The 13,248-nt window shown below is 72.6% G+C and carries 15 protein-coding genes and 1 tRNA gene; 11 read left to right on the top strand and 5 right to left on the bottom strand.

What is annotated here, in order from left to right:
• Positions 1 to 43: 43 nt before the first annotated feature.
• Positions 44 to 1,144, bottom strand: a complete 1,101-nt coding sequence (locus tag ABZ098_RS05605) for a DUF3344 domain-containing protein (RefSeq protein ID WP_356587484.1) — start codon at positions 1,142 to 1,144, stop codon at positions 44 to 46.
• 256 nt (positions 1,145 to 1,400) lie between these two features.
• Between ABZ098_RS05605 and chpG the strand changes: the two genes are divergently transcribed.
• From chpG to ABZ098_RS05565, 8 genes are all read left to right on the top strand, one after another.
• Positions 1,401 to 1,640 (top strand): chaplin ChpG, encoded by a 240-nt coding sequence (gene chpG, locus ABZ098_RS05600; RefSeq protein ID WP_037721718.1) that lies wholly within the window; start codon positions 1,401 to 1,403, stop codon positions 1,638 to 1,640.
• Positions 1,641 to 1,795: 155 nt separating this feature from the next.
• Positions 1,796 to 2,458, top strand: coding sequence for a hypothetical protein (locus tag ABZ098_RS05595; protein ID WP_356587482.1), 663 nt, complete (start codon positions 1,796 to 1,798; stop codon positions 2,456 to 2,458).
• 145 nt (positions 2,459 to 2,603) lie between these two features.
• Positions 2,604 to 2,885 (top strand): hypothetical protein, encoded by a 282-nt coding sequence (locus ABZ098_RS05590; RefSeq protein ID WP_356587480.1) that lies wholly within the window; start codon positions 2,604 to 2,606, stop codon positions 2,883 to 2,885.
• Positions 2,886 to 3,072: 187 nt separating this feature from the next.
• The gene (locus tag ABZ098_RS05585) at positions 3,073 to 3,573 is read left to right on the top strand and encodes a DUF5949 family protein (protein ID WP_356587478.1); all 501 of its coding nucleotides are present in this window, start codon (positions 3,073 to 3,075) and stop codon (positions 3,571 to 3,573) included.
• 4 nt (positions 3,574 to 3,577) lie between these two features.
• On the top strand, positions 3,578 to 4,183 hold the full coding sequence (locus ABZ098_RS05580; RefSeq protein WP_356587476.1) for a vitamin K epoxide reductase family protein: 606 nt from the start codon (positions 3,578 to 3,580) through the stop codon (positions 4,181 to 4,183).
• Between the two features lie 124 nt (positions 4,184 to 4,307).
• The gene (locus ABZ098_RS05575; protein ID WP_356587474.1) at positions 4,308 to 4,823 is read left to right on the top strand and encodes a hypothetical protein; all 516 of its coding nucleotides are present in this window, start codon (positions 4,308 to 4,310) and stop codon (positions 4,821 to 4,823) included.
• Between the two features lie 101 nt (positions 4,824 to 4,924).
• Complete coding sequence (locus tag ABZ098_RS05570) at positions 4,925 to 5,416, top strand: tyrosinase cofactor (protein WP_356587473.1); 492 nt, start codon at positions 4,925 to 4,927, stop codon at positions 5,414 to 5,416.
• A complete protein-coding gene (locus ABZ098_RS05565; RefSeq protein ID WP_356587471.1) occupies positions 5,400 to 6,266 on the top strand; it encodes a tyrosinase family protein in 867 nt (288 codons plus the stop codon). The genes ABZ098_RS05570 and ABZ098_RS05565 overlap by 17 nt, the downstream gene beginning before the upstream one ends.
• A gap of 96 nt (positions 6,267 to 6,362) precedes the next feature.
• Here ABZ098_RS05565 and ABZ098_RS05560 read toward each other — a convergent pair whose 3' ends face one another.
• The 4 genes from ABZ098_RS05560 to ABZ098_RS05545 all read right to left on the bottom strand — a co-directional run bounded on the left by ABZ098_RS05560 (position 6,363) and on the right by ABZ098_RS05545 (position 8,522).
• The gene (locus ABZ098_RS05560; RefSeq protein ID WP_356587469.1) at positions 6,363 to 6,662 is read right to left on the bottom strand and encodes a chaplin; all 300 of its coding nucleotides are present in this window, start codon (positions 6,660 to 6,662) and stop codon (positions 6,363 to 6,365) included.
• Positions 6,663 to 6,801: 139 nt separating this feature from the next.
• Entirely contained in the window at positions 6,802 to 7,761 is a 960-nt protein-coding gene (locus ABZ098_RS05555) for a D-2-hydroxyacid dehydrogenase family protein (RefSeq protein ID WP_356587467.1), read from the bottom strand.
• An 82-nt stretch (positions 7,762 to 7,843) separates the two neighbouring features.
• Positions 7,844 to 8,326, bottom strand: coding sequence for an SAM-dependent methyltransferase (locus ABZ098_RS05550; RefSeq protein WP_356587465.1), 483 nt, complete (start codon positions 8,324 to 8,326; stop codon positions 7,844 to 7,846).
• Between the two features lie 123 nt (positions 8,327 to 8,449).
• A tRNA-Arg gene (locus ABZ098_RS05545) sits at positions 8,450 to 8,522 on the bottom strand.
• A 322-nt stretch (positions 8,523 to 8,844) separates the two neighbouring features.
• Between ABZ098_RS05545 and ABZ098_RS05540 the strand changes: the two genes are divergently transcribed.
• The 3 genes from ABZ098_RS05540 (at position 8,845) to ABZ098_RS05530 (ending at position 13,029) form a co-directional block, all read left to right on the top strand.
• Complete coding sequence (locus ABZ098_RS05540) at positions 8,845 to 10,452, top strand: dynamin family protein (protein ID WP_356587463.1); 1,608 nt, start codon at positions 8,845 to 8,847, stop codon at positions 10,450 to 10,452.
• A 3-nt stretch (positions 10,453 to 10,455) separates the two neighbouring features.
• Entirely contained in the window at positions 10,456 to 12,369 is a 1,914-nt protein-coding gene (locus tag ABZ098_RS05535; protein ID WP_356587461.1) for a YfjP family GTPase, read from the top strand.
• 198 nt (positions 12,370 to 12,567) lie between these two features.
• On the top strand, positions 12,568 to 13,029 hold the full coding sequence (locus ABZ098_RS05530; protein WP_356587460.1) for a single-stranded DNA-binding protein: 462 nt from the start codon (positions 12,568 to 12,570) through the stop codon (positions 13,027 to 13,029).
• The last annotated feature ends 219 nt before the right edge of the window (positions 13,030 to 13,248 follow it).

Below are 13,248 nucleotides of genomic sequence, written 5' to 3'. Positions count from 1 at the left end.
GTTTCCTCGCTCACGGACGTGCTCGGGACGGGCCGGAACGCGCCTACTGCCGGGCGTCGACGGCGACGAAGAGCGCGCCGGCCCATGCCGCGTCCCGCTGGGAAACGAGCCGGAAGGTCAGGTGGTCACCGCCGCGCCGCAGAGCGTTTCCGAGTTCGAACACGTCCGAGTCGTAACCGAGGGTGTGCGCGTACGAGGGCACACGCTCCGGCGCGGGCGCCCCCGCCTCGGAGATCGTGGAGTTCAGTACGTCGTCCCGGGGGCCCGCGGGACCGTAAAGCACGGTGTTCGCACCGCGGCCGGTCGAAACGGTGAACGAATCTCCGGTGCGGCCGCGGTCGCCGTCGTACGCGACGAGCCCGGCCCGGCCGGTGCCGTTCGTCGCCAGGCGCAGCCCGCCCAGGCGGATCTCCCGGACGGTGCGGGACTCGAGGGCGTCGAAGCCGTCCCAGACGGCGAGGTGCCGCAGCGGCAGCTCCGGGTTCTCGTACGCCACCACCAGCGTCCAGCCGCCCCACGCCCCGGCCCTCGACCTGCCCATCGCCACGTTGACCTGCGCCACCGTGTACAGGCCCGCACCGCTCTCGCGGACCAGCCTCGTGACGTCCGCCGAGGCCTGGAAGGCGTCCGCGCCGTGCGCCACCCGGTGGCCCACCACGGTGTCCGCGAGGAGGGCCTTGTACTGGCCGCCGGGCTCCGCGATCAGCACCCGCCCGTTGTCCTTCGGCGGCTTCTGCTCGCCCACCCGCAGGTTGCCGCCCCAGTACAGCCGCGCGTACGTCACCCGCGAGCCCTCGGGCAGCCGGACCTCGGCGCGGGAGGAGTTGTAGGTGTTGGGGTCGCGGTCCACGTCGACGTAGAACATGTCGAAGTCGCCGTTGGCCCCCTTCCCGCCCGCGCGTACGGCCGGGCAGGAGGGCGCGGCCCCGGTGCCGGTGGCACGGCAGGTGATGGAGGTGTTGGCCGCGCGGACGACGCCGCCGTGCTGAGTCGCGCGGTACCGCTCGGTGAAGGGGACCCGCTGGGCCTCCGCGACCGACGGGGCGGGCACCGTCGCTTCGGCGTGGACCGGCGCGCACAGCGCGGCCAGCAACAGCACGCCCGCCATCGCTCGGCGCGGCAGTGGACCCGGGGAGTTACGCATGACCGACGTTGCCCTTTCGGGAAGGTACGGCGCCCCGTGCGTGCGACGTGCCGTCTGTGGGGGCCTCGGGAGGTCCGCAACTCTAGTCGCGAATCGGACTATTGCTGTCAAATCAGTCAACCGTGTCGGAATCACACGCCCGGGGTTCCGGCAGATCACCCCTTTGGCCGCACAACTCGCGTGGGCGCCGCGCGTTGACACAACGCCGGGCATCCCGCCCGGGTGTTTTGTGTCAACCCCCAAGGAGCAACTCTCCATGTCGCGTATCGCGAAGGGCCTGGCCCTGACCTCCGTTGCCGCCGCGGCCGTCGCCGGTGGTGCGGGCATCGCCGCTGCCGACAGTGGCGCGCAGGCCGCCGCCGCTCACTCCCCGGGTGTGCTGTCGGGCAACGTCGTCCAGGTTCCGGTTCACGTTCCGGTCAACGTCTGCGGCAACACCGTCGACATCATCGCCCTGCTGAACCCGGCGTTCGGCAACCAGTGCGAGAACGACTGACGTTCACACGCCACCCCGTAGGCCGGCCGCCCTCCCGTGTTCCACGCGGGAGAGCGGCCGGTCTGCGTTGCCCCCAACGGGGGACACGAGTTGCGGGGCCCGGGGGGTGAATTCACGGTGGGCACAGATCCGAACGCTCATCGAAAGGAACACCCATGCGTGGTCTGCCCGCACGGCGTATCGCGTCCACCGCCCTTTGCGCCGCCCTTCTGGTCGGCCTGGCGGGGCCGGCCGCCGTCGCCGACCCGGCCCCGGAGCGCACCCAGGCGGCGTCCAGCACGCCCCTGTCCGACACGGACGCGCTCCTCGCCCAGGTCAAGAGCCTGGGTGACCTCGGCGGCGTGCTCACCCCGGTCACCGACCTGCTGAACACCGTGCTCAAGGCCGACAACGGCCGGCTCAGCCCCGCCGAGGCGACCGAGCTCGGCACCGCCGTGAAGGACGCCATCGCCAAGGTCACCACGACGGCGCCGGCAGCACCGGGCACGGGCACCTCGGCGAGCACCGCACCGACGACGCCGGTCCCCTCGACACTGCCAGCCACGCCGGCGACCACCCTCCCCGCGCTCACGAGGAACGACGGCACCGAGGCGGCCCCCGCCGACGTCATCGGCGACGCGCTGGCCGCGCTCCAGAAGGCGATCGACGAGCTGATCAAGGCGGTGACCTCGGGCGACGCCGCTCAGGTGACCCCGGCGGTCACCGACACGGTGAGGAGCCTCGTCAACACCGTCGCCGCGACGCTGCTGGGCGGCAAGCTACCCGCACCGAGCCTGCCGAGCCCGCCGAGCCCGCCGACGGGCGGTCTGCCGGGCTAGCTCGCCGCCTTTCGATCCGCCGCACGGTCAACCGGCGGGATTTCATATGAGGACTCATAGGAGGAGTTTCCGCTCCGGCCGCGACTCGTTGGGCACGGCGTCAGAATTCCCTCTGGCGACATGAGTTGCCGAAGAAAGGAACACGATGAAGTCCCTGAAGGCCGCTGCTGTCGTTGCCGGTTCCCTGGTCCTCGCCGGTGCCGCAGCGCCCGCGTTCGCCTACAACAGCGCCGACCTCACGCCCACCAGCCTCAACGGCGCCGTGAACGCGCTCACCAGGGGTCCCATCGACGTGATGCCGCTGCAACACCAGTCGGACGCGCTCGACACCGAGAACACGGGCTCCGTGCTCAACACCGTGAAGGGCGCGACCCAGGACCTGAACAACGACGGCGGAATTGCCGGCGTTCTTCCCGTGGGTGGCTGAGCCGCTTTTCCCGGCACCGGAGACATCCGGGAAAAGGGCCGATTCCATGGTGGCCGTCCAAGGCCATGGAGTCGGCCCTTCGCGCTGTTCGAGCCCGTCCCTCGTTCGTGTGGACGGACGGCGGCCCATCGCCCGCTCGGGTGAGAACGCGCCGGATGGCCCTCCTGAGCGTCGATAAGGTCGCCCGGTGACCTCAACCTCAAGCGAAACCCGGCCCTTCCGCTCCGCCGACCTGGGCACCGTCGTCGTACTGCCCTGGAGCGGGGAGAACGCGGACGGCGTCGACATCCCCCACCTCCTGGTCTGCTCCCTCGGGAACGCCGAGGGCGGTCCGGAGGCGACGTCCGCCGCGGTCGAGCGGCTGCTGACCGACAACGGCCTGCCGGTCGGCCGTGAGCTGGTCGACGGCATCGCCAGGCCCAGCCTCCCGGTCGGCCTGCTCGTCGTCGCGGGCCAGGCCGTCCTCACCATGCCGCGGCTCACCGCCCAGTGCACCGTGCCGCCGGAGTGGCTGGAGGCGGTCGAGGCGCGCGGCTTCGCCTACCTGATCTTCACCACCCGCGCCTGGACCGAGGCCGAGCCGGGCGCGTCCGTCGACCCGGAGGCGCTCGCTGCGTTCGTCAACGCCGACGAGACCCTGGACGCCGCCGCGCACATCGTGCTGCCGGCCCGCAGCCTGCGCGCCTGACACCGTGACCGCCCCGGAGCAGCACCCGCGAGAGCCGGTGGGCGCGGGCCGCGCCCTCGCCCTCCTGCTGGTGATCACGGGGGTGGCCGGACTGCTCGCCTCCTGGGTCATCACGCTCGACAAGTTCAAGCTGCTCGAGGACCCGGACTTCACCCCCGGGTGCAGCCTCAGCCCGGTGGTGTCCTGCGGCAGCGTCATGGAGAGCGACCAGGCCTCGGCCTTCGGGTTCCCCAACCCGATGCTGGGCCTGGTCGCCTACGGCATCGTGGTCTGCGTCGGCACGACCCTGCTCGCGGGCGCCCGCCTCCCCCGCTGGTACTGGCTGGCCTTCTGCGCCGGCTGCCTGTTCGGGGTCGGGTTCGTGTCGTGGCTCCAGTTCGAGTCGCTGTACCGGATCAACGCGCTGTGCCTGTGGTGCTGTCTGGCGTGGGTCGCCACGATCGCGCTGTTCTGGTACGTCGCCTCGCACGCCGTACGCCACCGGTTCCTGCCCGCGCCCGCCCCGCTGAGGGCGTTCCTCGACGAGTTCGCCTGGGTGCCCCCGGTGCTGCACACCGGGATCGTCGGGATGCTGGTCCTGACCCGCTGGTGGGACTTCTGGACGAGCTGACCGACCGCTGTCGGTTCGTCGTACTACTGCGGCACCCGGGGGATTCTTGCGCTGGTGACCGCCCCAGGATCGTTACGCGGTACGGACGTTGAGCCCCCGAACCCTGAAAGGGACCGCACCTGCCATGAAGTCGACCACCCGAGGAACCCTTGCCGCCGTCGTCACGGGCGTCGCGGCCGCCATGGGTGCCGCCGCCGCGCCCGCCGCCGCGGTCGCCACGGTCCCCGTCCCGGTGCCCCTGGAAGGCGCCGAGAAGACCCTCAACATGGAGCTGCCCAGCCTGAACGGCGAGATCCCGCTGCCGAAGCCGGGGAAGCCGGACGGGCCGCAGTTCGTCGAGGGCCGGCTCCTCCCGGCACGCACCGTCCCGCAGTTGCCGGTCACCGGCGGCCTGCCCGGCGCCGACCTGCGCGCGCCCGTGCCCCACGTCCTCGGCACGGACTTCGACCACGTCGGCGTCGGCGTCCCCGCCTCCGACCTGCGCACCCTGTCGCCCGGCCTGAGCGTGGACGCCCCGCTGACGCGGCCGAACCCCGACCACATGGGCCTGCCGAGCACCAAGCTCCCGCAGGCGGGCATCCTCGCCCCGGTCCTCCAGGCGGTGCCCGCCGCGAACCTGGGCATGGGACCGGGACTGTAGGGACCACGGCGGCCCGGGCCCCGGCCCGGACCGCGGGAGTGACCACGGGGGCCCTCGGGCGGTTACGGCTGTGTACATCGGAACCGGACGAGGAGTACACGATGGTCGTCAGCGTCGGTGGGGGAGTGGCGAGGGCCGAGACGGGGACGGTGAGAGCCGGGCCGGTGCGCACCGCGCGGCGGGACGCGCTGCGCGGGCTGCTCGCCACGGCCGTGGCCATGGCGCTGGCCCCCGTCGTCGCGGCCTCCCGTCCCCTGCGCCGGACCGCGCGGCCGGCGGACCTGGCCTACGCGTTCGACGAGACGTACCGCGGCCGGCGCATCCGGGGCTCGCGGGTGATCACCGCCGGGCACCCCGTCGGCGCCGCCGCCGAGCCGTGGCACGTCACCGTGGACGGCCGGCCGCTGCACCTCATGCGGCGCGCCGACGGCAGCTGGCTGAGCATGGTCGACCACTACCGCTCGTGCCCGACCCCGCTGGAGGCGGCCCGCGCGGCCGTCGACGAGCTGGGGCCGGGGCGGCGACTGCACGACACGGGCGCCCCGATGGACGGCGACGCGCACACGGGGGGCCACCATGGCGTACACGCGTAAGGACGTCAGCACCCTGACCGCGGGCGAGAAGCGGCGGTTCGTGAACGCGTTGCTGGAGCTGAAACGGCGCGGTGAGTACGACGAGTTCGTGCGTACCCACATCCAGTACTACGTCTCCGACGGCGAGGACGGTCTGCGGACGGCCCACATGGCGCCCTCCTTCCTGCCCTGGCACCGCCGCTTCCTGCTGGACCTGGAACGGGCGCTGCGTCGGGTGGACTCGTCGGTGACGGTGCCGTACTGGAACTGGACCCGGGACCGCACGACGACGTCCGTGCCCTGGACCAAGGACCTCCTCGGCGGCAACGGGCGGCGCTCGGACCGCCAGGTGATGACCGGGCCGTTCGCCTACGCGAGCGGCAACTGGACCCTCACGGAGGGCGTCACCGACGGGGAGTTCCTCACCCGGGATCTCGGACGCGCCGCCGCTCCCCTCGCGCTGCCGACCAGGAGCGAGCTGGAGGGGGCGCTCGCCGACCCCGTCTACGACGTCTCGCCCTGGAACTCGACGGTGACCAAGGGCTTCCGCAACAAGCTGGAGGGGTGGGGGAGCGGGCGGGGCAGCGTCTCCTGGCGCAACCACAACCGGGTGCACCGCTGGGTCGGCGGGGCCATGGTCGGCGGTGCGTCCGTCAACGACCCCGTCTTCTGGCTCCACCACGCCTTCATCGACCTGTGCTGGTACCGCTGGCAGCGGCGGCACGGGGGCGCCCGCTATCTGCCCGCCAGGCCGCCCGGCCCGACCAGCGACCAGCACGAGCGGGTCGTGGCCCGGCACGAGAAGCTGCCGCCGTGGGACGTGACGCCGGATCAGCTGGAGGACGTCAGCGGGATCTACCGGTACGCCTGAGCCGCCGGCCAACCGGTGGGTCCCGCCGACGTGGGAGCGGGCATGGGAAGAGCCCCGGCGCTCGAGGTGCCGGGGCTCTTCCGCGCGTACGGGCGATCAGCCGCCGTAGCCGCCGTGCCCACCCGGGCCCGGGTTGCCCTTGTGGCTGTCGCCGCCGCTGATGTTGGCGCAGGTGTTGCCGAAGGCCGGGTTCAGCAGACCGATCACGTTGACGGTGTTACCGCACACGTTGACCGGGATGTGGATCGGGACCTGGACGACGTTGCCGGACAGGACGCCGGGCGAGCCGATGGCGGCGCCGTCGGCGCCCGCGTCCGCCAGGGCCAGGCCCGCGCCGCCGATGACCACGGCACCGGTGCCGAGGGCGACACCTGCTGCCTTCGCGATGCGAGACATCACGTTCTCCTTTTGACTCGGTGAGTGCGACGGCAGGACGCGCCGTCGCACTCCCCCTTCAACGCGGAGGCTCACTCCTGGTAACGGCGTTCATGTGGGGATCACCCTTTTTGAAGCGGAGGCCCGGCCACCGCCTGCCTCAAGGGAGCCGTCGTACGGGGGAGCCCGCGAGGTAGGCCTGGATGTTCTCGACGGCCTGGCCGTAGTACGTCGCGTAGTTGGCCCGCGAGACATAGCCGAGGTGCGGGGTGGCGAGCAGGCGCGGGGCCGTGCGCATCGGGTGGTCGGCGGGAAGGGGCTCGGTGTCGAAGACGTCGACGCCCGCGCCCGCGATCCGGCCCTCGTGCAGGGCGGCGAGGAGCGCGTCCTGGTCGACGATCGCCGCGCGCGAGGTGTTGACCAGGTAGGCGGTGGGCTTGAGCAGGGCGAGTTCGGCGGGGCCGAGAAGGCCCCGGGTGCGGTCGCCGAGGGCGAGGTGGACGGAGACGAAGTCGCTGTCGGCCAGCAGCTCTTCCTTGGATCCGGCGAGGTGCACGCCCACCTCGTCGGCGCGTGCCCGGGTGAGGTTCTGGCTCCAAGCACTGACCTCCATGCCGAAGGCGAGCCCGACCTGTGCCACCCGGCCGCCGATCTTCCCGAGACCGAGCAGTCCGAGCCGGCGGCCGTGCAGGTCGGCGCCTACGGTGGACTGCCAGGGGCCGTTCGCGCGCAGGGAGTTGCTCTCCTCGACGATCCCGCGGGCGAGGCCCAGCAGCAGCGCCCAGGTCAGCTCGACCGGCGGGGCCGAAGAACTCGCCGTACCGCAGACGGTGACCCCGTGCGCCTCGGCGGCCGCGTAGTCGATGACGGAGTTGCGCATGCCGGAGGCGATGAGCAGCTTCAGCCGGGGCAGGCGGGCGATGAGCGAGGCGGGGAAGGGGACGCGCTCGCGCAGGGTGACCACGATGTCGACGTCGGCGAGGGCGGCGGCCAGGGAGTCCTCGTCGGCGAAGTGGGTGTCGTAGGGGACGACGTCGACCCGGTCCGCGAGCGGTGACCAGTCGGCGAGCCGGGTCGCCACCCGCTGGAAGTCGTCGAGCACGGCACAGCGCAGACGCATGTCGGGCCTTTCCCCTGCTTGTTCCGGTGCTCGGTTCGGTGCTTGATCCGGTCAGGGTGATCGACTCTACGCCGCGGCACTGTCAGTAGTAGTCGCGCATGATCTCGCTCGCCCAGGCGGGCTGCTCCGTGGGCCCCTGCGGGCCGAACTCGGCCATGTAGGGCTTGATGTCGAGGACCGGGGTGCCGTCGACGGCGTCCAGGCCCTGGACGTGGATGTCGAGGCCGTCGGTGCGCAGCAGCCGGCAGCGGGAGACGCCGATGCGGTTGGGGCGGTTCTTGCCGCGCTGGGCGAAGATGCCGACCAGGGGCCAGTCGGTGTTGCCGCGCGGGTGGCGGGCGCCAGTCTCGATCCGGTCCACCGGGACGCGGTCGAAGTGGTAGACGATCTCCAGGTGCGAGAAGCCGTCCAGCCCGGCGAGCGCCTCGGGCCCGAAACGGTCCGCGTCCAGTCGTATGACGGCGGTCTCCTTGCCCCAGTCGTCGTCCACGACCTCCGCCCGTCCGCCGACGACGGTCCCCACGCGGACGGAGACGACCTCTGCCGGGGAACTGTTCTCGGACACGCGGGCCCCCTTCGCTGCTCGGCCTCGCGTGCGCGACTGCCCCGAAGCGCTTGGCCACCTACCGGTGCAGGGGCCGGACATGAAAAGACCCCCTGCCCAAAGTACGTGGTCAGAAGGTGTTTGCGCCCCCGGCAGGACTCGAACCTGCGGCCAAGCGCTTAGAAGGCGCCTGCTCTATCCACTGAGCTACGGGGGCCGGGTGTGGTGGCCTCTGTCTTGGGTGCCCGGGTGTGGGCCGTTCCGTGACGTTGCCGGGGACAAGGATAGGGCTCCCACGACCTTGTCCCTGTTGCTTCGCCTCCGTGGCTCGATGTGGAGGTTCGGTGAAGCGGTCCTGATAATCGCAGGCAGGTACGAATCGTGCATCGCTTTTGGCGCCTCGCGCACCGGGTGTTGTGCACTCGTTATGCCTGGACTGTGCCCGCGCCCCAGTCATCCCATCCGTCCCTTGTGTCCGGTCGGCGCGCAGACATGGCCATATGCTTCAGAATTCCCCCAAAATTGGGCATTCTTCACATGTGGTGACCTTGGACGTACGGCCTCAGCTACTCGACGCACTCTCCGCCCTGCGCGACCGTGTCGCCGCCGCACGCTTCCCGCTGCCCCTGGCGGGGGCCCCACGCGCGCGTGCCAACCGCGACGAACTGCTCGCCCAGCTCGACGACTATCTGGTGCCCCGGTTGAGGGACCCCGAAGCGCCACTCCTGGCCGTGGTGGGCGGTTCCACCGGGGCCGGCAAGTCGACCCTCGTCAACTCCCTTGTGGGACGCCGGGTGAGCGAGGCGGGCGTACTGCGGCCGACCACGCGGACACCGGTCCTGGTCTGCCATCCGGAGGATCACCACTGGTTCAGCGGAATGCGCGTACTGCCCGACCTCACGCGCGTGTGGACGCCCCACCAGGAGTCGGCGGACGAACTCCTGCTGCCCGGCGAGAACCCCGCGCGCGTGCTGCGCGTCGAGACCGCCGACACCCTCCCGCCGGGCCTCGCGCTCCTGGACGCACCCGACGTCGACTCCCTGGTGGCCGACAACCGCGTCCTCGCCGCCGAGCTGATCTGCGCCGCCGACATCTGGATCATGGTCACCACGGCCGCCCGTTACGCCGACGCCGTCCCCTGGCATCTCCTGCGCACCGCCAAGGAGTACGACGCCACGCTCGTGACCGTCCTCGACCGGGTGCCGCACCAGGTCGTCTCCGAGGTCTCGCGGCAGTACGGCGCCCTGCTCACCAAGGCGGGCCTCGGCAACGTGCCCCGGTTCACGGTGCCGGAACTGCCCGAGTCGGCCTGGGGCGGCGGGCTGCTGCCGGCCACCGCCGTGGCATCGCTGCGCACCTGGCTCGTCCACCAGGCGCAGGACCCCGCGGCCCGGCACCACACCGTCGCCCGTACGGCCCACGGCGTCCTCGACTCCCTCAAGTCCCGGATGCCCGAGCTGGCCGGCGCGGCCGCCGCCCAGTACGCGGCCGCGCTGCGGCTCACCGGGGCCGTCGAGAGCGCCTACGACAGCGAGTACGCGCGCGTGCGGGGGCGGCTCCAGGCCGGTGCCGTGCTCGCCGGTGACGCCCTCAAGCGCTGGCGGGCCTTCCCCCTCGACTGCACGGCCGGCGAGCTCCTGGACGCCCTGGTGGAGAGCCTGGGCGCCCTCCTGTTGTGCGCGGTCACCGCCGCCGACGAGCGCGTCGAGGAGGCCTGGCGGCGCGAACCGGGCGCGACCGCACCGGAACTGACGGCGCGCGACCCGTCCCCGGAGAGCGCCGAACACCGGATCGGGATGGCCGTACGACGCTGGCGGCGGGAGCTGGAGGAGTACGCCGAGGAGGAGATCCGCGACCTCGACCGCGGGGTCGCGCCCGACCCGGAGACGGTCGCCGCCCTCGTCGCCACCGCGCTGCTCGGCGGACGCCGGGCGCGCGTCGCGGGCGAAGGACTCGCCGAACGGATCGGCGCCCACGGGGCCCTGCGGCTGCGCGACCGGGGCGGACGGCTGCTCGCCGAGCACCTCGACCGGGTCGTGCACGCCGAACGCGAGCGCCGGCTCGCCCCGCTCGACGCCCTCGACGTACACCCCGAACCCCAGGCCGAACTCATCGCCGCGCTGTCGGTACTGCAGAAGGAGAGGTGACCGATGACCGCCGTCACGGATCAGGACCACACGGAGCGGGCGGGGGACGCCGTATCGGAGAACGGGGAAGGACGGGGCGAGGGGCCTGTGGGCGACGCAGCGGCGGACGAGGGCGGGAAGGGCGGGCACGCGCGCGTGAAGAGGGCGGAGGGCGGTGACGGGCGGGCGGACGCCCGGCACGCGCGCGAGGAGGCCGTGGAAGGCCCCACGGGGCCGCGCGACGCCGAGTCCGAGGGTGCCTGGGACGACGGGCTCATCGCGCGGCGGGTGACCGCCGAGACCGAGCAGGCCGCCGCCGTGGAGGCCCGGGGGCCCAACGTCCCGCCGGCCGCCCCGCTCACCTACGACGGCCCCCTGCGCTCCCGTCTGGACGCGCTGCGGGAACTGGTCGGACTCTCACGGGCCCGGCTCGACAGCCGGACGCTCGCCGAGGCCGGCCAGGTCCTGGACGAGGCGGCCGCGCGGCGCAGGCTCTCCGGGCAGCACACCGTCGTCGCCATCGCCGGCGCGACGGGCAGCGGCAAGTCCCAACTGTTCAACTCGCTCGCGGGAGTGGCCATCTCGGAGACCGGCGTACGCCGACCGACCACCGCCGCGCCGATCGCGTGCAGTTGGAGCGACGGTTCGGCGAGCCTCATCGAACGGCTCGGCATCCCGCCCCGGTTGCGGCGGCGGCCGGTGCAGAGTGCCGAGGCGGAGGCCCAGTTGCGCGGGCTCGTCCTGGTCGACCTGCCCGACCACGACTCCGCGGCCGTCCAGCACCGCGAGCACGTGGACCGGATCCTGGCCCTCGTCGACGCCGTCATCTGGGTCGTCGATCCCGAGAAGTACGCCGACGCGATCCTGCACGAGCGCTATCTGCGGCCCATGGCGGGCCACGCGGAGGTCATGTTCGTCGTCCTCAACCAGGTCGACCGGCTGCCCGGGGAGGCCGCCGAGCAGGTCCTCGACGATCTGCGGCGGCTGCTGGACGAGGACGGGATCGCCCTCGGGGAGTACGGCGAACCGGGCGCGACCGTGCTCGCGCTGTCCGCGCTCACCGGGGACGGAGTCGGTGAACTGCGCGAGGCGCTCGGCCAGTTCGTCGCCGAGCGCGGCGCTCCCGCGCGGCGGATCGCGGCCGACGTGGACGCGGCGGCTTGGCGGCTGCGGCCCGTCTACGCGACGGGCCGGCGCACCGGGCTGAGCGAGGAGGCCCGCGACGACTTCGCCGCCCGGCTCGCGGACGCGGTCGGCGCCACCGCGGCCGGCGAGGCGGCCGAACGCGCCTGGCTGCGCAACGCCAACCGCGCGTGCGGCACGCCCTGGCTGCGGCTGTGGCGCTGGTACCAGGACCGGCGCGAACCGGCCACGGGGCGCCTGCCGTTGCGCGCCCAGCCCGACGAGGAGGCGACCGCGCGGCAGCGTGTCGAGCAGGCGGTACGGACGCTCGCCGACCGGGCCTCGGCGGGACTGCCCGCGCCGTGGGCGCAGGCGGTGCGCGAGGCGGCCGTACGCGGCTCCCAGGGGCTGCCCGAGGCGCTGGACGAGCTGACGGCCCGGGCCGGGCTGCCACCGGGCCGTCCCCCGCGTCCGGGCTGGTGGCCGGTGGCCGTGCTCGCGCAGGCGTCCATGACGCTCCTCCAAGTCGTCGGAGGGCTCTGGCTGGTGGGTCAGATCGTCGGGGTCATGGCGCCGAACCTGGGCGTTCCGGTGCTGCTGATGGTGGCGGGCATCGTCGGCGGCCCGCTCGTCGAGTGGAGCTGCCGGATGGCGGCGCGGGGGCCCGCGCGACGGTACGGCGTGGAGGCGGAACGGCGGCTGCGGGAGGCGGCGTCCGGATGCGGGCGGGCGCGGGTGCTGGATCCGGTGGCCGCGGAACTGCTGCGTTACCGGGAGGTCAGGGAGCAGTACGGCAAGGTCGTGGGAGTGGGGTGAGGGCCGGTCCTGTGGACGGGGGTCCCTCGTTCGGGTGGCGGGGTTTTCCACATCCTGGGGACGGTGCACAGGGCGCAGCGGGCTCGGCCCGTCGGAGGCAGTCTGGCTTCGCGGCGATCGCGGTGACGCGGTCGGCACGCAGACAGCAGCAGCCGTACGGGACGGGCCCGTACGCATGTCCGGGAGGGGTTCCCAGCGATGAACGAGACCATGATCTGCGCGGTGGGCAACGTGGCGACACAGCCGGTGTACCGGGAGCTGGCGACGGGCGCTTCGGTGCGGTTCCGGCTCGCGGCGACGGCGCGTTACCTGGACCGCGAGAAGAACGAGTGGACGGACGGGCACACCAACTTCTTCACGGTGTGGGCCAATCGCCAGCTCGCCACGAACGTGGCGGGGTCGATCAACGTGGGTGACCCGGTGGTCGTGCAGGGCCGGTTGAAGGTGCGTTCGGAGGTGCGCGAGGGGCAGCCGGCCTGGACCTCGGCCGACATCGACGCCGTGGCGATCGGCCACGACCTCGCCCGCGGCACCTCGGCCTTCCGGCGCACACAGCGGTCGGAGAACGCGGTCACGGGAGCGTCCGCGCAGCCCGAGCCCGCCTGGGAGACACCGCCGGGCGAGGCCGCGGACCGCCAGGAGCCCGTCGCGGTGACGTGATGTGACATCGCGTCGGCCGAGAACGCGGGGCTCTGACCGAAGTGCGGCTTATCGACGTATGCGCTCCGGATGCCTGCGGTCGACTTGTCGATAAGCCATGCGGGTGAAAGGCCCTGGCGATAACGATTCCGAGTCGGATCGATCTTCCGACCGCATCCCCGGGAAGAGCGGGGCGGCCGCGTCCCTAGGATGCCGAACACAGCTCCCGGGGTTACTGAT

Source organism: Streptomyces sp. NPDC006335 (genome assembly GCF_040612795.1).
Lineage (GTDB): Bacteria > Actinomycetota > Actinomycetes > Streptomycetales > Streptomycetaceae > Streptomyces.
The sequence above is the reverse complement of the archived record's forward strand: the minus strand, read 5'-3'. Positions and strand labels throughout refer to the sequence as shown.

Coding starts and splice junctions, on each gene's coding strand:
- ABZ098_RS05605 (WP_356587484.1), bottom strand. CDS start 1,144: ATGCGTAACTCCCCGGGTCCACTGCCGCGCCGAGCGATGGCGGGCGTG.
- chpG (WP_037721718.1), top strand. CDS start 1,401: ATGTCGCGTATCGCGAAGGGCCTGGCCCTGACCTCCGTTGCCGCCGCG.
- ABZ098_RS05595 (WP_356587482.1), top strand. CDS start 1,796: ATGCGTGGTCTGCCCGCACGGCGTATCGCGTCCACCGCCCTTTGCGCC.
- ABZ098_RS05590 (WP_356587480.1), top strand. CDS start 2,604: ATGAAGTCCCTGAAGGCCGCTGCTGTCGTTGCCGGTTCCCTGGTCCTC.
- ABZ098_RS05575 (WP_356587474.1), top strand. CDS start 4,308: ATGAAGTCGACCACCCGAGGAACCCTTGCCGCCGTCGTCACGGGCGTC.
- ABZ098_RS05570 (WP_356587473.1), top strand. CDS start 4,925: ATGGTCGTCAGCGTCGGTGGGGGAGTGGCGAGGGCCGAGACGGGGACG.
- ABZ098_RS05565 (WP_356587471.1), top strand. CDS start 5,400: ATGGCGTACACGCGTAAGGACGTCAGCACCCTGACCGCGGGCGAGAAG.
- ABZ098_RS05560 (WP_356587469.1), bottom strand. CDS start 6,662: ATGTCTCGCATCGCGAAGGCAGCAGGTGTCGCCCTCGGCACCGGTGCC.
- ABZ098_RS05555 (WP_356587467.1), bottom strand. CDS start 7,761: ATGCGTCTGCGCTGTGCCGTGCTCGACGACTTCCAGCGGGTGGCGACC.
- ABZ098_RS05535 (WP_356587461.1), top strand. CDS start 10,456: ATGACCGCCGTCACGGATCAGGACCACACGGAGCGGGCGGGGGACGCC.
- ABZ098_RS05530 (WP_356587460.1), top strand. CDS start 12,568: ATGAACGAGACCATGATCTGCGCGGTGGGCAACGTGGCGACACAGCCG.